Annotated in this window: 20 protein-coding genes; 10 read left to right on the top strand and 10 right to left on the bottom strand. The window is 45.6% G+C overall.

Annotation, left to right across the window (positions count from 1 at the left end; translation table 11 throughout):
- From A9E74_RS09965 to A9E74_RS09940, 6 genes are all read right to left on the bottom strand, one after another.
- Positions 1-1516: hypothetical protein (locus A9E74_RS09965; protein WP_069296478.1), on the bottom strand; the 1516-nt coding region annotated here is incomplete at its 3' end.
- Positions 1517-1601: 85 nt separating this feature from the next.
- Complete coding sequence (locus A9E74_RS09960; protein WP_069296477.1) at positions 1602-2348, bottom strand: lipopolysaccharide kinase InaA family protein; 747 nt, start codon at positions 2346-2348, stop codon at positions 1602-1604.
- A 25-nt stretch (positions 2349-2373) separates the two neighbouring features.
- Positions 2374-3384 carry a lipopolysaccharide heptosyltransferase II gene (waaF, locus tag A9E74_RS09955; protein ID WP_069296476.1) on the bottom strand — a complete coding sequence of 337 codons (1011 nt, stop codon included), beginning with the start codon at positions 3382-3384 and terminating at the stop codon, positions 2374-2376.
- A 6-nt stretch (positions 3385-3390) separates the two neighbouring features.
- Positions 3391-4197, bottom strand: coding sequence for a ZIP family metal transporter (locus tag A9E74_RS09950; protein ID WP_069296475.1), 807 nt, complete (start codon positions 4195-4197; stop codon positions 3391-3393).
- 38 nt (positions 4198-4235) lie between these two features.
- On the bottom strand, positions 4236-4976 hold the full coding sequence (gene pgeF, locus A9E74_RS09945) for a peptidoglycan editing factor PgeF (RefSeq protein ID WP_069296474.1): 741 nt from the start codon (positions 4974-4976) through the stop codon (positions 4236-4238).
- Positions 4969-5769, bottom strand: a complete 801-nt coding sequence (locus tag A9E74_RS09940) for an inositol monophosphatase family protein (RefSeq protein WP_069296473.1) — start codon at positions 5767-5769, stop codon at positions 4969-4971. Before A9E74_RS09940 ends, pgeF begins: the two co-directional genes overlap by 8 nt.
- 95 nt (positions 5770-5864) lie before the next feature.
- On the opposite strand from A9E74_RS09940, the gene A9E74_RS09935 reads away from it, so the two are divergent.
- Genes A9E74_RS09935 through pmbA form a run of 7 tightly spaced genes read left to right on the top strand, consistent with a single transcriptional unit; the run spans position 5865 to position 11351 of the window.
- Positions 5865-6593 carry a 16S rRNA (uracil(1498)-N(3))-methyltransferase gene (locus A9E74_RS09935; protein ID WP_069296472.1) on the top strand — a complete coding sequence of 243 codons (729 nt, stop codon included), beginning with the start codon at positions 5865-5867 and terminating at the stop codon, positions 6591-6593.
- A complete protein-coding gene (locus A9E74_RS09930; RefSeq protein ID WP_069296471.1) occupies positions 6590-6901 on the top strand; it encodes a DUF3301 domain-containing protein in 312 nt (103 codons plus the stop codon). The genes A9E74_RS09935 and A9E74_RS09930 overlap by 4 nt, the downstream gene beginning before the upstream one ends.
- Before the next feature lie 19 nt (positions 6902-6920).
- Entirely contained in the window at positions 6921-7967 is a 1047-nt protein-coding gene (locus A9E74_RS09925) for a response regulator (protein WP_069296470.1), read from the top strand.
- 32 nt (positions 7968-7999) lie between these two features.
- Positions 8000-8824, top strand: a complete 825-nt coding sequence (gene prmC / locus A9E74_RS09920; RefSeq protein ID WP_069296469.1) for a peptide chain release factor N(5)-glutamine methyltransferase — start codon at positions 8000-8002, stop codon at positions 8822-8824.
- Positions 8825-8859: 35 nt separating this feature from the next.
- Positions 8860-9618 (top strand): HesA/MoeB/ThiF family protein, encoded by a 759-nt coding sequence (locus A9E74_RS09915; protein WP_069296468.1) that lies wholly within the window; start codon positions 8860-8862, stop codon positions 9616-9618.
- Entirely contained in the window at positions 9619-10029 is a 411-nt protein-coding gene (locus tag A9E74_RS09910) for a M67 family metallopeptidase (protein WP_069296467.1), read from the top strand.
- Positions 10026-11351 carry a metalloprotease PmbA gene (pmbA, locus tag A9E74_RS09905; RefSeq protein WP_069296466.1) on the top strand — a complete coding sequence of 442 codons (1326 nt, stop codon included), beginning with the start codon at positions 10026-10028 and terminating at the stop codon, positions 11349-11351. The genes A9E74_RS09910 and pmbA overlap by 4 nt, the downstream gene beginning before the upstream one ends.
- A 7-nt stretch (positions 11352-11358) precedes the next feature.
- On the opposite strand, the gene A9E74_RS09900 is transcribed toward pmbA, so the two are convergent.
- From A9E74_RS09900 to A9E74_RS09885, 4 genes are read right to left on the bottom strand one after another with little or no spacing between them, the layout of a single operon-like run.
- On the bottom strand, positions 11359-13533 hold the full coding sequence (locus tag A9E74_RS09900; RefSeq protein WP_069296465.1) for a PilZ domain-containing protein: 2175 nt from the start codon (positions 13531-13533) through the stop codon (positions 11359-11361).
- 8 nt (positions 13534-13541) lie between these two features.
- The gene (locus A9E74_RS09895; RefSeq protein WP_069296464.1) at positions 13542-13811 is read right to left on the bottom strand and encodes a BolA family protein; all 270 of its coding nucleotides are present in this window, start codon (positions 13809-13811) and stop codon (positions 13542-13544) included.
- Positions 13808-14107 carry a YciI family protein gene (locus A9E74_RS09890; RefSeq protein ID WP_069296463.1) on the bottom strand — a complete coding sequence of 100 codons (300 nt, stop codon included), beginning with the start codon at positions 14105-14107 and terminating at the stop codon, positions 13808-13810. The genes A9E74_RS09895 and A9E74_RS09890 overlap by 4 nt, the downstream gene beginning before the upstream one ends.
- Complete coding sequence (locus A9E74_RS09885) at positions 14107-14700, bottom strand: septation protein A (RefSeq protein WP_069296462.1); 594 nt, start codon at positions 14698-14700, stop codon at positions 14107-14109. The genes A9E74_RS09890 and A9E74_RS09885 overlap by 1 nt, the downstream gene beginning before the upstream one ends.
- 52 nt (positions 14701-14752) lie before the next feature.
- Between A9E74_RS09885 and A9E74_RS09880 the strand changes: the two genes are divergently transcribed.
- The 3 genes from A9E74_RS09880 (at position 14753) to A9E74_RS09870 (ending at position 16952) form a co-directional block, all read left to right on the top strand.
- Positions 14753-15583, top strand: a complete 831-nt coding sequence (locus tag A9E74_RS09880; protein ID WP_069296461.1) for a PHP domain-containing protein — start codon at positions 14753-14755, stop codon at positions 15581-15583.
- A 65-nt stretch (positions 15584-15648) separates the two neighbouring features.
- A complete protein-coding gene (locus A9E74_RS09875) occupies positions 15649-16275 on the top strand; it encodes an L-threonylcarbamoyladenylate synthase (protein ID WP_069296460.1) in 627 nt (208 codons plus the stop codon).
- Entirely contained in the window at positions 16272-16952 is a 681-nt protein-coding gene (locus A9E74_RS09870; RefSeq protein ID WP_069296459.1) for a lysophospholipid acyltransferase family protein, read from the top strand. Before A9E74_RS09875 ends, A9E74_RS09870 begins: the two co-directional genes overlap by 4 nt.
- Positions 16953-17042: the final 90 nt, after the last annotated feature.

The following is a 17042-nucleotide window of genomic DNA, read 5'->3' as shown; positions in this document are numbered from 1 at the left end:
AGGAGTCTTGTTGTTGATTTCTTAAAACCAAGGCTCTATCACCCCGTGAATTAGCCGTCTTGTAGATTATTTCAAAATCTTTAAGGGTCAGCTTTTCTGCTAATTCGCTGTTTCGACGTTTAATCACCAACACAAGGTAATCATAATTTTTTATATTTTGCAGATTTCCTTTTGTATCCAGAGTGATATCTATCTCTGGCGCCTTATCGTGAATGTAGTAATGTGAAATAACATCAAAGGTAATAACACTGGAATCATCAGGCAGGTTATCAGCGGCCCACATTGCCACATCTTTAATGTAGGCTTTTGACACTGAGACAGTAAAAGAATCAATCGGACCGGCAATTAAAACGAGAACAGTAAATGCCAGAATACCCTTACGTTTATGTTGCCAGGCATTTTCAACAAATTGGCAAATTCTTGGCAACATAAGAATAAACAAACCAGTAATTAGCATTACAGCATAGCGAGTACTTAAAAAATACTGCTTAAAAACGAAGATCAAAAGGATAAGGAAGTTTATTGCTACAAAAAAAAGAATTAACTTTCGGTAATTGGCTTCTGAATTGAACTCCCCATACTTTGAATAACGTGTATAGATATAAAAAATGATATAGGGAATGCTGAGCGCCGTAAAAATCTTCTCAAGCATCATCACTAATAATCCAGATGCAAGGATCAGACTCCCTGAGTCTTTATCGAAGTTACTCATCACCTGAGAATTGATAATTTCACTTTTTGCTAGAAAGTTATTTATCAATGTAGGGAAGTCTATATAGGTCAATACTTCAGAAATTTTACTAAAGGCAATAACAAAACTGGTTTGGCTGAGAGCGATGGATATAGCAATGGCCGTAAAAACAATAACTGTGGACCAAAGCATGGCAATTTGTTGGAAAGCAGTTTTAAGATTTTGGTTAGTTCCAAGCAAAAAAAATGGCAATGCCAGCAGTATGACCACGCCTTCTATTCGAAACAATATCGATAAAAAAACGGCGACTTGCCATGCAAATGCGAGCAGCCATGAGGGTTTTCTGAAAAACGGATAAACGCGTAAAGACCATAGGCAGTAAAAGCCCAGTAACCCATATCTCTGAACAGATAAGCCCTGTAATCGTTGAGCAGTGTGAAGCCAAGAATAAATAATGCGGCTATAAAAAGTTGTTGATTGTTGGGTAAAATTTTTGAGCAAATCAGGATCAAAAGCATCAGTAAACAGTACGAACAAAATAATATTGACCAGTTCGCCACTGGTTTCCAGTGAGAAGCCGGTAAATAAATGAAATCCTGACACCAGGATAGAAAAAAAGGGCCAGTTAAATAATTGGGCTGAACCCAGCAAACCTTCATCGAGGAAAGCTCTTGCCATGTTCATATACAGCACGCCATCAGAATTAATTAATTCATCAACCCCAAAGGCGATAAATGAAAACAAGAAGCTGACGATGGCGGTAAAGAGTCTGATTTCATTTAACTTAGGTGAGAAATCAGCTTTAAAGATTCGGGTAAGGGGCATGAATGGTATTTCTTTCAGTTACAAACGTAGAGATGGAATTATACAATCAGATTAAAGGCATACTTAGGTATAGTCGACATTATCTTTAGCCTCCCTGGCTTTTATTAGTTAAACGTTGCCACAACCTCTTATCTCTAGCTGAGAGACTGTTTGTTTGCCGGTAGTTTTTAAAAAAATACAGGCGGTCTTTTATTGTCCAGCGCTTATCGGCATGACGATTAAAGGTTGATAAATCTCTTTTCATAGCGAAATAGGCACTAAAACGCCAACGCAGTTTTTCCAGATCAATCAGTCGGATTGACCATTCACCATTGTCACGCAATTTCACAAAAATATGTTTCGGATAAAAACAGTTGTGCATGTAATGTAGTTTGTGCATTTTCCGTGTAAGGCGGGCAAGTTTTGCCAGCAAGCTGCGTTTTCCACGCGCTGATAAGGAGTCAGGATCAATATTGTCCAGTGAGCTGTAGCCGTCCAGTGCTTTGGTGACAAGAATGGCTTTATCGGCCTGTTTTCCAAAAAATATGGGTTCCAGGGTGGGGATATCGATATTTTTCAACAGCAGTATATTGTTCAGTTCTTTTTCAAATGTTGGAACACCGGAAAAAGGATGTAGCAATGTTCTGCTGACATAGTTCTGCTGACGCTTGATAAATACATTTATATCGCCCTGAAGACTGTGCAGGCTGTTTTGTGTGACACCACTCCAGCCGCCTCTTGCCTTATTGGGCTTATCAAACCAGTTGTGCGGTAATGCCCATAACTGATCGAACTTACTCACCGGATCGTCTGACCAGAAGGCATTGTTTACAAAAGAGGCTGGTTTTTTCATTACATTGAACTACCGGAAAGTCATTTTATGACAGAAATGTTTCAGCAATTCTAGCAGATGAAAGATCTTGCATACATTTGTGATGTCCCAATGGACAGGTCCTCTTGAAACAAGGACTGCATTCAATGGGAATCTGTACCAGACGGGCATTATCAGAGAGCGGCGGCGTAAATGCGGGAGACGTGGGACCATAAATCGCTACTAATGGTCTATTAAGCGCAGCAGCAATATGCATTAATCCTGAGTCATTACTGACCACCTGATCGGCTGTGGCAATCAAATCAATGGCTTCACCGAGTTGAGTTTTACCACACAGATTGATGACATTTTGTTTGTCGGTAATGCCTGAGACAATTTGTTCGCCGACGGCCGCATCGGCTTTGGAACCCATAATTAACACCTGCCAGCCCTGCTGAGTAAGCTCTTCGCCTAGCGCGGCATAGTGAGTGGCAGGCCATTGTTTTGCAGGACCAAATTCTGCGCCGGGACACAGAACTAACCGTTTTTGGTCAGCTTTTTTGATTGGATTTAATTCATTTGAAACCGCTTCGGCAATCATTTTCGGTGGCAGATATTCCGGTGCAATATGTGCTTGAGTGGCAGGATGCGCTAATGCAACAAACCGCTGTACCATTAATGGCAACGCTCTCTTATTGAGTTTGCGAGGGTCATTCAGCAGACCATAACGCAACTCACCTAACCAGCCAGTTCGGATAGGGATGTTGGCAAACCACGGGATCAGTGCTGATTTCCAGGAGTTTGGCAGCACGATAGATTGGTCATAGTTTTTATGTCTTAAACTCAAACCAATCTGCCGCCGTTGTTTCCAGCCAAACACACCATGGGTTATCGGCATGCTAATGGCTTCACGAACTTCAGGCATTCGAGCCAATAACGGTCGGGTCCATTCCGGTGCCAGCACATCAATATTGGCGTGTGGATAACGTTGTTTCAGCGCGGCGAATAACGACTGTGCCATCACCATATCACCGACCCAGGAAGGGCCGATGATTAAGATGTCATGTTTTGCTGGCATCCGTGATTAATGCAGTGTGCTATGCGCCAGATAAATAAATATCACACCAGCAGCGATTAGCGAGGTTTGTTGTAAGGTCTCAGAAGGTTTTACTTTGCTTTGTAGACCCGGAATCAAATCAGCGACCGCAATATAAATAAAGCTAGAAGCGGCAACGACCAGAATATACGGCAGAATATGCTGCATATCGGCTAACAGGAAATAACCTAAAACGGCACCCACCACCGTTGCCAAACTGGAAAGCATATTGAAATACAGAGCTTTGCGACGTGAGTAGCCACTGTGCAGCAGGATCACAAAGTCACCCAACTCCTGCGGGATCTCATGTGCCGCAATCGCCAGCGCGGTGACAATCCCCAGATGTACATCGGTTAAAAATGCCGCAGCAATCAATACACCATCGACAAAGTTATGAATACCATCGCCAATTAAGATTAATGCGCCTGCAGTTTTCTTCGGTTGTTCATGATGGTGGTTATGATGATCTTCACCCAGTTCAGGGATGTGTTCATGACCATGATGGCTGTGACAGTGCCGCCATAACACCATTTTTTCTAATAAGAAAAAACTTAGTAAACCAATTAATAGCGTCAGACCGATGATATGTGGATCAACGACATATTCATGTTCAATAGCATGCGGCAGCAGACCTAATAACGACGCGCCAAGTAATGCCCCAATAGCAAAACTCACCAGATGCGGAACCGCATGTTGACGGGTATGAGTGGGCAGTAACAGAAAACTTGAGGCAATAATTACGCTGAGAAGACCACCAAGAATGCTGAAAATAATAATCCAGATTAATAAGTCCATATGCACCTGAAAGAGAAAAAGAATGCGCAAATCATACCTTATTCGGCCTCAATCCATATTAGTGTTGCCATTCGACCGGTAACACCATCACGCCGATATGAGAAAAAACGTTGTGTTTCGTTAAAGGTGCAATAGTCACCACCATAAATTGCAGTTACACCCTGCGCATTAAGGTGTTGTCTGGCCAGCTGATAGATATCGGCTAAATAACGATCTGAATGTGCTTTTATAAAAGCGGACTCAGCTGCAGGATCTACCGCGACGAATGCGGCTTTTACTTCCGGGCCAACTTCGAAAGCTTGTGGCCCTATGGCCGGTCCCAGCCAGGCGAGAAGCTCTGAACGGGAATGGGGAAATTTAGCTATCGTGTTTTCAATAATTCCAGCTTGCAGGCCACGCCAGCCTGCGTGGATTGCAGCCACCTGAGTCCCCGACTTATCGGTTATTAATAACGGCAGACAATCTGCCGTCATCACCGCACAAACTTTGTTGGTTGAATCACTGACAATGGCATCGGCTTCAATATCGTGTTGCCATTGACTGGAATGGATAACATCCGTGCTGTGAGTTTGCTTTAGCCATAACGGTTCATTAGGCAGCAAAGCAGTTTCAATTAATCTTTGCCGATTGGCGGTCACATAATCTGGATTATCGCCAACATGATCACCTAAATTAAGCGATTCATATGGCGCTATGCTGTGGCCACCGTTTCGCGTCGTAGTTAACGCTTTAATGTGTTTGGGAGCCGGCCAATTTACGGTTAGAAATGTTTCAACCATCGCAACGCGGAACGTGCAAATAATCACGCCAGGCGGCAAACAGGTTTTCATCGCTGGCGGCACAGGTTGAGCGTGGGCTTAAACTGCGACTGAAGACCACTTCATTATCTAAGGTACAGGCAAAAGCACCTGCTTCTTTAACAATAAGCTGCGCCGCAGCGTAATCCCACATTTGTTGCCGACCATGCAGATACAGTTGCGCTCGTCCTGCAGCAAGCCAGCAAAGTTCGAGGGCGATTGAGCCCAAACTGCGTTGTGAGCCATAAGGTTTTTCGTCAACCAGTCTTTGGGCGAGCGTTTTTGGTAAACGCTTGAAATCAATGATTGCCAGAGTCTGGCTCAGCGCAAGACCGGAGATTTCGGCTTTTAATGGTTGGCCATTAAGCCAGGCTCCCGCGCCTTTTTTGGCTGCAAAACATTCTTTCATCACCGGGTCGTAAACCAGTCCAAGGGTGACTTCACCATTTTCAATTAAGGCGAGGGAGATGGAAAAGAAAGGCATGCCGGAGGCAAAATTACTGGTGCCATCAATCGGATCCAAACACCATAAGGAGTCGTTACTGGCAAGTAATTCCGCTTGTTCATCTGCGGACATCTCTTCGCCAAGCAGTTTTATGTCCGGAAAATCTCGCTTTAACACCTCAGTGATGTTTTGTTGCATCAGTTTGTCTGCGACGGTGACGATACTGCCATCGTGCTTATATTGACGACTGACAGTTTTGAATAATGGCATTAAATGCAACTGAACAGTGTCAGTCAGGCATTGTTGCAGTTTGGCGAGCTCGGTATCCATGGTAAAAAAGTATATCAGCCATTTACGCAATATTATTCAAACTCTGCGGTGCAGTCTGTAAACTGCTGATTCATTTTGTCAGTTGAAGCTATTTTATGCGTGTTCCCAGGTTTTATTGCGCGACTTTGGCGCCCAGTGCATCACCCATGGTGTTACCAGAAGAAGTGTTTCGACATGCCGTGCAGGTACTTCGCATGAAGTCCGGTGCGTTTTTGACCTTGTTCGACGGTCAAGGTCTGGAATATCAGGCTCAGCTGGAACAAGTCGATAAACGTCAGGCAACCGTCACCTTGCAGCAACAAATCAACATAGATAACGAATCACCATTGGATATTCTGTTAATGCAGGGTATATCACGTGGCGAACGTATGGATTACGCCATACAAAAAGCCGTTGAGCTTGGCGTAAAACGTATCATGCCGGTCATTACCGAGCGCTGTAATGTGCAGTTGTCCGGAGATCGTGCTGAGAAAAGATTAAATCACTGGCAAGGTGTGGTTGTAAGCGCTTGTGAGCAGAGTGGCCGCAGTTTTCTGCCTGAATTATTGCCGATCACCACTTTGGATACGGCTTTGGCTGAGGTCAATGATGACTGCAAATTGGTGCTGGACCCTGAAGCTGTTCAGGGATTTTCCAGCGTGAAAAAAGCCAGCCAGATTGCTTTATTGATTGGCCCTGAAGGGGGCTTAAGTGATGCGGAGGTTCAACGGGCAATTGATGGCGGATTTACCGGTATCAGTCTGGGGCCCAGAATATTAAGAACTGAAACCGCTTCTGCAGCGGCATTAGCCATGGTGCAAGCTGGCTGGGGAGATATCGGATGAATGACAGTACCATTGTGTTAATAATTCTGGCGTTAATTGGCTGGATTTGGTGGGACAGTCGCGGTGTCGCGGAACATGCCAGCCGGGTAGCCAGTCAATATTGCCAGTCAATGGGAGTTAGTTTTCTCAATGATACGGTTGCCTGGCAAAAAATCCGCCTGAAACGGGGCGCAAACGGCAGAATGCAATTTGAACGTACTTATTTTTTTGAGTTTGCCAGTGATATGCAACAGCGTTATCGTGGTGAAGTCGTCATGTTGGGAAAACGGGTGAAGTCGATCCAGTTGGATCCGCACCGTTACAGTTAAGTCATCAAAGGAAGAGGGTATGACAAACAAACTTGCACTGGTTATTGATGATTCACGTGTCGCCCGCATGATGTTATGCAAATTGTTGCAATCCTCCGGATTTGAGGTTGTGGAGCAAGGCAGCGCCGATGAGGCATTGGCATGGTTGCATAACACTGACCAACTGCCGCTAATCATCTTTATGGATTTAATGATGCCGGGTATGGATGGGCTCACGGCCACTCGTCAGATTAAAAATGATTCACGTTGGCAATCTATTCCGGTTGTTCTGTGCACCAGTAACGACAGTGAAGCCGATAAGCTGTCAGCGCATGAAAGCGGTGTATTGGCCTTATTGTCCAAACCACCAGAAGCCCAGCAGTTACAAAGCATTCTTAATGATCTGATTTCTCCTGTAGAAGCTGCATTAGAGATAATCCAACCAGCAGAAGAATTATCTTCGTTTAGTGAAACACTTCCAGCACCAAGCCTTGATGAAGTCATCGCCGAAGTAGAGCAACAGTTATTACCATCGTGGTTGCAACAATCGCAGCACTCAGCAGAAAAAATAAGTCAGCGCATTGCCGAAAATATCAGTCGGCATTTGATGGATGAAAGACTTAATGGGCTGGCAGAACAACTTTCCACACAGTTAACAGAACAACTCACTGCAGGTATTCAACACAAGGTTGAGCAACAACTAGCAACCCAAGCGGCACAAATGCAGACGGTATTATCCGAAAAAGCTGCCGATGCCGCTGAAACGGCGATGCAAAACCTGAATCAGTCCAATCACTGGCAACAACAAGTATCATCACAAACCGCGCAATGGTTATCTGATCAGCAACAGCTTATTCAGCAACAATTGATGTCGGCCTTACAGCCGCAAATAGAGGCATTAATTACTGAGCAACTTACCTCGCTTTCCAATACCGAAACGCCAATGATGGAAACGCTTCACGAAGAATTGGCGCAACTGCAACTGATGCAGGCTCAACTGGTTAAACGTCAACGGATGACAGGGGCATTATTGATGGTGGCTCTGGCAGCAGGAATATTTGCGCTGTTACAAATCAATTTATTTTGATCTGTCTATGCTGAAGACGGCTTAGCCTAGGTATGACTATTTTTGAAGCGTTGCAATGGGCCAGAATACAACTGATTGCCAGCCCATCGCTACGCGCTGATAGTGAAACCCTTTTATGCCATGTGCTGGATTGTCAGCCGCTCGCTTTAATCACTTCTCCGGAAAAAACGCTGTCTACTGAGCAACAGCAACTTTTTGTTTCACTGATCGAACAACGTCAGCAAGGAATACCTGTTGCCTATTTAACGGGTACCCGCGGCTTTTGGTCTTTGGATCTTCAAGTGAATCAACATACGTTAATTCCACGTCCTGATACCGAGTTACTGGTGTCATTGGCGCTGGAAAAAATCCAACCAGGAATGCGCGTCGCTGATCTTGGAACCGGTAGTGGGGCGATTGCCTTAGCGATTAAAGCCGAATGCAAAGATATTTGGATGCTGGCAACAGATTATTCGGCTGAAGCGTTGACCATGGCAAAACACAATGCTGAAAAGAATCAGTTGGAGGTGCATTTTGTTCGTGCCCAGTGGTTGGAAGCTTTTCAGCCTGAATCCTTTGATCTGATCGTTTCTAATCCACCCTACATCCGAGCGGATGATCCGCATTTAACCAGTGGCGATCTTCGATTTGAGCCTTTGACAGCATTAGCCTCAGGTGAGGATGGTCTGCAGGATATCCAACAACTGGTTCGCCAATCCGCAGACATATTAAATTCTCAGGGCTGGTTAATGGTTGAACACGGCTACGATCAATCTGTAGAGGTTCAGGCAATATTTCAGCAAAACGGCTTTACCAATATCCAGGCCTATCAAGATTACGGGCAACAAGATCGTGTTGTGATCGGTCAGCGCGACTAGTTCGGCAAGTCCCGAATTCAGGTAACATACTGCATATGAATGATGATCAATTGCTGCGTTACAGCCGCCATATTCTTTTGCCAGACTTTGATATCACCGGTCAACAACGGGTGTTGGAAAGTCGTGTACTGGTAATAGGTCTGGGTGGCTTGGGATCGCCAGTAGCTTTGTATCTCGCCGCTGCAGGCGTTGGCCATCTGGTGCTGGTAGATGACGATATAGTTGAGCTGACCAATCTGCAGCGGCAGATTGTGCATAGACAAACATCCGTTGGAAACACCAAAACCAGTTCCGCTGCAGCCACTTTAGAAAGTTTGAACGACACCATTAAGGTTGAGACAATCGATCATCGGTTAGGTGAACTGGAGTTGACTGAGCAGGCTGTTCTGGCAGATGTCATAGTGGATTGCACCGACAATTTCAGTAGCCGGTTTCTGCTCAACCGGGTCAGTAAAAAAACCAGAACACCGCTGGTTTCAGCCGCTGCCATCCGTTGGGAAGGACAAATTTCGGTATATGATGCTCGATATGCTGACGCACCATGTTATCGTTGTTTATACGACGACAATGGCGGTGATATTCAACAGAGTTGTGCTGAGAGTGGCGTGCTCTCACCATTGCTGGGCATGATGGGATCGATACAGGCAATTGAAACACTCAAATTGCTTGCCAATATTGGCACGTCACTTAATGGTCGATTGCTGATAGTCGATGCCTTATCAATGCAGATACGGGAAATAAAGTTAAAACAAGATCCGGCTTGCCCGGTATGTCACGATAAAGAGAATAACTAAATGACAGTTACAACGACCATACGTTTACCGCGTACTTTAGTGAATGATCTGTTACATCAGGCACAACTTTCACCTAAGCAGCAAGTTTCCGGATTGATTGGCCGTCATGGTCAGCGCTGTATGTGTTATCCAATAGAAAGTGTCAAAACGGATGCCAGCGTGCTGTTTGCCCTCAATGCCAGTGAACAGTTGGCGGCATTGAAAGAGATGAAAGAACGTAATCAGGAATTATTCGCTATTTATCATTCCCATCCAGATGCACCGGCTTTACCTTCAGTGATTGATGAAGATGTGGCGGATTATCCGCAAGCTTTGTATCTGATAATTTCTTTAAACACACGTGGTGTGCTGGAAATGCGTGGTTTCCAAATGCATGGAAAAAACATCGAAGAGGTAAATTTGATCATATGAGTATTCTTGACGCATCAGTATTAAAAGATGCAGCGCAACAGGCGCTGGATGCGGCTAAAAAGCTGGGCGCGACCGCTGCTGAAGTGGGCATCAGTCAAAGCGTCGGCTTATCAGTTAATGTTCGCCAGGCGGAAATTGAAACGCTGGAGCACAACAAAGATACTGGCCTCGGAGTCACCGTCTATCTGGGCCAGAGCAAAGCTTCTGCCAGTACCTCGGATTTGCGACCTGAAGCCATCCACGAAACGGTGGCTATGGCATGTAGTATTGCCAAACATACCCAGGAAGACAAATACGCCGGCCTAGCCGATGCGGCACTAATGGCCACGTCTTTTCCTGATTTGCAGTTGTATTATCCCTGGGATTTATCGCCGGAACAGGCGATAGCCCTGGCGATGGAATGTGAGCAGGCAGGACGGGATTTTGATCCATTGATCAGTAATTCAGAAGGGGCCAGTGTTTCCTCACATGAAGGTCAACGTATTTACGCCAATAGTCATGGTTTTATTGGTCAGACGCAGTCCAGTCGCCACAGCTTATCCTGCACCTTGATTGCCAGGGATGAAAACGGCATGCAGCGTGATTACTGGTATGACGTGGCTCGCGACAGTCGGGATTTGGCTGCAGCAGTGTCGATTGGCCGTAAAGCCGCAGAGCAAACCCTGAAACGTTTGAATGCTCGTGAAATTGAAACCGGACATTATCCGGTCATTTTTGCCGCTGAAATTGCTTCTTCTTTGTTTGGCCAATTAGTGGGCGGGATTCGCGGTAGTGCGTTGTATCGTAAATCCAGTTTTCTGCTGGATAAACTTGGTGAGCAGATTTTTCCGGAGTTTATGCATATCCACGAACAGCCGCATCTATTAAAAGCCTTGGGCAGTTCGGCCTTTGATGCTGAAGGTGTTGCCACACAAAATCGTGACATTATTCGTGACGGTGTTTTGCAAGGTTATGTGTTGGACAGCTATTCCGCCCGACGTCTCAATATGACTACCACGGCAAATGCTGGCGGGGTGCATAACCTCACGGTGGATAGTAATGATTTGTCGTTCAAAGACATGCTGAAAGCGATGGACCGCGGCGTGATTGTCACTGAAACCATGGGCATGGGTGTCAATATTGTGAACGGTGACTACTCGCAAGGTGCGGCCGGTTTTTGGGTTGAAAATGGTGAGATCCAATACGCCATTGATGAGTTCACCATAGCTGGACAATTGCAGGATATGTTCAAAGGCATTCAAGCCGTGGCGAATGATGTGGATTTACGCAGCAATATCCGCAGCGGTTCAGTGTGGATCGATAAAATGATGGTGGCGGCGTAAATAGACCCTAGGGTTTATGACTATCGCGAATCACTGCCGTAATATCGGTCATGTAGGCCACAGCAAATATTGAAAACAACATCTGCCGCAGGTTTTTTATCCGGTGCGCGCTGTGGCTGCGCAATGCATTGATCTGCTGCGTCAAATCTTGTTCGTCATGCAGCCAATCTGTTTTGCTGTTTATCAACTGACAATGAAAAACATAATGATGATCTGCATTGAAAAGCCTGTGTAATAACAGGTTTTTTGCTTCTTTCGATTGTAACTCATGTTCACAGATAATCTGCCAGGGTTGCTGTTGGGATCGATAACAGTACAAACCCATCGAATGCGTGACCAGATTGTCGGTATTGAGCGTTTTTAACTGCAGCGTAATACGCGATATGGCGTTAGAAATCGCCTGCCACAGTTTATTATCCGTTTGATCGATGATCTGGGAGTGGCCAGCCACAGCCTGCAGAACACGTTTTTGCTGATTGTCCAAACCGAAAAACAAGGCAGTATTGAGCGGCGTGTGACTTAACAGATCCAGGTAAACCCGACTGTATTGCATTTGCAGCAAATCGTCTTCTCGACGTGCCAATGAATGTTGATTGGTGGAAATGGCTTTTTCAAAAAACTGATTCAATGCCAAAGGGCATTGACTGACCATTCGCTGCAACCCCAGCTCTGTTTGCTCGGCAAACTTCTGCACCCGTTTCACCTCATAAGGCACACTACGTAAATTCAGCAACGGTCGCTGATTTTGCCAGCGAGTGAAATGCAATGTGGCTCGACTGCCTACAGATACTAGTAAATCCGCGTTGACGGATAATGAGAGACCATTAATCGATACCTCATTCGTTTGCGTGACATATTCCTGGCCATTAATAAACAACGCAACCGGGGTGAGTACGGTGTAACGACTTTGTTGGCGTCTTATAAAGGTTTTTATTGAGCTAAGAGGTGGTAACTCATAGTTTGCCGCAGATCGCTCGGTTGCATTATCAGCATCAAACGTGATCTCATCATCGCTCAACTGTTGTAAACAGGCTGTAATGTCGGTAATGACCAGCAGCGATTTTAATCGGGAGATCTTACGCGAGAAGTCATCCGCAACACGCGGATCGACCTGAGCAATACTATCTAAATGCGGGTGGTAATGAGTCTCGTCCACCTCTAACGCTGTGACAGTGAACTGCCACAACTTTGTTTTGGCTGGCCATGGCCAATGCTGCTTCAAACGGATTAATTCGTCAGCCGAGATTATCTGCAAACGATCTTTATGTAGAGCCAAGATGCCGCTAGTTACATGAGTTTGTTCTATCCGTGCCAGCAGCGTTTTGATGTTCTTAAGTAAGTTGGGAGCACTGGTAAAAATCTGATCACAAACGTTACTGCTATGCACAGCGGTCACAATGGTTTTTTGCTGTTGTTCGCCAATCCAGCACAGAAGGCTGGGAATTTGCCGACTATAAAGCCGTAACAAACAATTTTGCGTCAGGTTGAGAATTTCGTTATTTAATTCTGCCGGACTACGTTGCGTCTGGTTACTTAACCAGTTTTGCCAGGCCTGACGGATGTCATCGCTCACCGAATCATTGAAACGCAAAACAATAAAGGTACGTTGTTCATCATGATCCAGCCGCGTGATATCAAAGGCTATTTTGGTGGGTTCTGTATTGTGGGCATTTGGGAAGTGCTCAAAACTGACCTGAACGGTATCGTTTTTTTCCAGTGTTGATGCTTGTTTCATACTGACACGAATGGCGTCAGCACTGATATCCAATGTCATTGCATGGTAACTCAACTGAGCAGTTGCAATAGTGACTGGAAGAGTGAGTAACACCCGTTGTGCCTGACGCCTTACCGGCTGATCCAACCTGAGAAGTAACAGGCTATTGTCGTCTGTAGCTGTGTTAGGCACTTGCTGTGATTGTTGTTGAAACTGGCGAACAGTTTGCAGCAAGGCCTCGTAAACGCCCACTGTGTAACTTCCACCCATGCGCTCAACCAGCTGTTTCAGAATCAGATAATTACGATCATCAAGATAATGGGTCAGATCACCGAATTCATAAGGCTGGCATTCGCCAGAAACCTTGCCGCGTAAATCGATAATGCGTTGACAGGGTTTTTGTAATCGTTGACGTTCCAGCTGGGCTAGAAAGAGTTGATTTTGATTTTTGCTGCTTTCCGTTGCCATCGTCCTGATTAATTCAGTTCTTCAGGTGTTTTGGCTTGAATGCTCAGCGCATGAATGGCTGAGGGCAATAGCTCGGCTGCGGCTTGGTAAACCAGTCGGTGCCGTTTAATTGGAGATAGCCCAGCAAAAACTTCACTGACAATAAACACGCTGAAATGACCGCCACCGGTGTTGCCAGCATGCCCAGCGTGTAAATGACTGTCATCGGTAACGTCTAACTGGATTGGGTGCAATTGCTGTAAAGCTTGCTCCAGTTTTTGTTGGGTTGCTGAACTCATGGCAATACTTTACGGAATGGTTTAACGGTGACTTTGGCATAGACATCTGCTTCGATGTAAGGATCAGCGTCAGCCCAGGCTTGGGCGCTGTGCCAGTCATCAAATTCTGCGATAACTAAACTGCCGGTGAAACCTGCTACGCCTGGATCTTCACTATCAATCGCCGGATGTGGGCCGGCCAACACTAGACGTCCTTCATTTTGTAATTGCTGCAAGCGGGCAAGATGAGCCGGTCGGGCAGCCAGTCGTCGTTGCAGGCTATCAGGTTTGTCTTCGCTGATAATGGCGTACAACATCAAGGAGCATCCTTAGAATCGTTGTTGTCATTTATATGGCGGGATAAATACAGGGCTTGTCCGGCAATAAATACCACTGTAATAATCAACGAGCCGAATAATTTGAAATTGACCCAAGTTTCTTCTGAGTAGTTATAAGCGATATAAATATTCAGAAAACCCGAAAACACAAAAAACAGAATCCACACCGTATTGAGTCGTGACCAGACGGCAGTTGGCAATTGCAGATGGGCCGCCATTAAACGCTCAAGCAAGGTTTTATCAGTAAATACTCTGGCACCGAGAAAGGCGAGGGCAAACAGCCAGTTCACTGCAGTCGGTTTCCACATCACGAATTCAGGATTTTGTAACCAGATAGTAGCTCCACCGAGTACGATGACCAGAATTAATGTAATCATGTGTTGCCGCTCAACTTTGCCGTGTCGCAACTGACTCCAGATAACCTGAATCAGCGTTGCCACCATCATTACGGCCGTGGCGACATAAATGCCGGCGATATCGTATTCCTGACCATTCCAATGATAGATGCCGCCACCAAATTTATAGGCGATGAAAAATAAAATAATGGGCAAGAAATCGGTAAATAGTTTCATCTTTAATTTCAGTTATTACAGAGATGGCACATTCTAACGTAAAATCAACACCATGACGCACTATGACCTGCATTGCCACTCCACCGCCTCTGATGGCGCTTTGTCACCTCAAGCCCTTGTTGAACGAGCTGTTCAGCAAGGTGTTGATGTATTGGCACTAACTGATCACGATGGTACGGAGGGCATAAACGCTGCCCTGAAAGCGGCTGAGGGACAACCGATAACACTTATTCCAGGGGTGGAAATTTCGGTTACCTGGTATAGCAGTACTGTTCATATCGTTGGACTGAACATCGATATTGATAACCCTAAATTGCAAAGCGGCTTAGCTGATATTCGAGATTATCGGCAGCAACGGGCCGAACAAATTGCGCAACGCTTGGAAAAATCTGGTATTCCAGGTGCCTTAGAAGGCGCTGCTCAATATGCCTCTAAGACCATGTTGGGACGCATGCATTTTGCGCAGTTTCTGGTTGAACAGGGTCATGCCGCCGATACCAAAGACGTTTTCAAACGTTTTCTGGTTCGAGGCAAACCGGGCTATGTGCCGGGCAGCTGGACCGATTTATCCTCAGCAGTGCAATGGATAACCGAAGCCGGAGGACAAGCGGTTATTGCTCATCCATTACGTTATAAAATGACGGCAACTAAGCTGCGCCGGCTGATTGAGGATTTTAAAACCGCTGGCGGGCAAGCCATTGAAGTCAGCTCCGGACATCAACATCCAGATCAATTAAGAAACGTCGCGGCGCTCGCCAAACAATATGATTTGCTGGCATCCTGCGGCTCGGATTTCCATGGTCCGGATCAAAGCTGGAGTGAGCTTGGACGATTTCTGCCGTTACCTGCATCTTGCAAACCGGTATGGTCTTTATGGCAGTGAAACAGGCATATTCATTCGACTATGCTATATCTGAACACTATTTAGAGAACTAACGAAGGTTTTACATGAGCCAGTATTTTCAAATTCATCCCGATAATCCGCAGCAGCGTTTAATTAAACAAGCCTGTCAGATCATCATGAAAGGCGGTTTGGTGGTTTATCCGACGGACTCTGGCTATGCCTTGGGATGTCATTTGGGTGATAAAGCGGCGATGGATCGGATTCGCCGTTTGCGGCAACTGGATGATGATCACAATTTCACACTGGTGTGTCGTGATTTATCCGAGCTGGCGGTTTACGCCAAGTTTAACAATGCGGTATTTCGGTTGATTAAAGCCCATACCCCGGGCCCTTATACATTTGTACTACCCGCCACCAAAGAAGTGCCACGCAGATTACAACATCCAAAACGCAAGACCATCGGCCTACGAATACCGGTCAACAATATCGCTTTGGCATTATTGGAAGAATTGAATGAACCGTTGATGAGTTCAACCCTGATTCTGCCAGGCGAGAACATGCCGATGACTGAAGCCGATGAGATAGCCGATCAATTAGGCAAACACGTTGATTTGATAATTGATGGTGGTGCCTGTGGACATGAACCGACAACCGTTATCGAGTTTGTGAATGATCTTCCTGAAGTTGTTCGCGTCGGTATGGGCGACCCAGCACCGTTTGAGGTGGAATGATCGTCTATTTCACAATAGTCATTTTTATCGCAGTCGTTATTTGGTTCATTGGACTGCAAAATGCCAAAGCAGATTGGGGCGGGCCATCCGTTAACTGGTTGGACGGTTGGACGCGGCTGATATGTCGTTATATCCATCGTTTACCGGAGCAGAAAATCGCTTTACCCGAAACTGGCCCGGCTATTGTGGTTGCCAACCATGTTTCAGGCGTCGATCCGCTGTTATTAATTTCGGCCAGCACACGACCATTACGCTTTTTGATTGCCCGAGAAGAATATGAGCGGCCAATTGTTCACTGGCTGTTTAAAAAAGCTGGCTGCATTCCGGTTGATCGTACTGGCCGCCCGGAACAAGCATTAAGGCAAGCACTGCGAGCTTTGCAGCAAGGCGAAATTATTGCGCTGTTTCCTCACGGTAAAATTCATCTGGATAGTGATCCCCCCAGAAAAATCAAAGGTGGTGTCGGCCGATTGGCAAGCTGGTCATCAGCGCCAGTGTTCCCCGTTAGAATTGATGGTGTCACCGCTCAAGGCAAGGTTTTTACTGCACCATTTGTCCCCAGCAGAGTACAGTTGACGATGAGTCCTGCATTGCATTGCTCTACCGAAACAATGCTCCAATGTCTGCAAGATATCAGTTCAGCAATTGAGACCCCGGCAGGCATCAAAAAAAATTAAACATAGCGTAGTCTTTTTAAAGAATTAAAATATTTTCAATAACTTAATGTTTTAATCAAAATAATTTTTTCTTCAAACTCTCTCTTGATT

It is taken from the genome of Methylophaga muralis (assembly GCF_001720165.1).
In the GTDB taxonomy this organism is placed as follows: Bacteria; Pseudomonadota; Gammaproteobacteria; order Nitrosococcales; family Methylophagaceae; genus Methylophaga; species Methylophaga muralis.
Note: the sequence above shows the minus strand (reverse complement) of the source record. Positions and strands in the feature narration are given on the sequence as shown.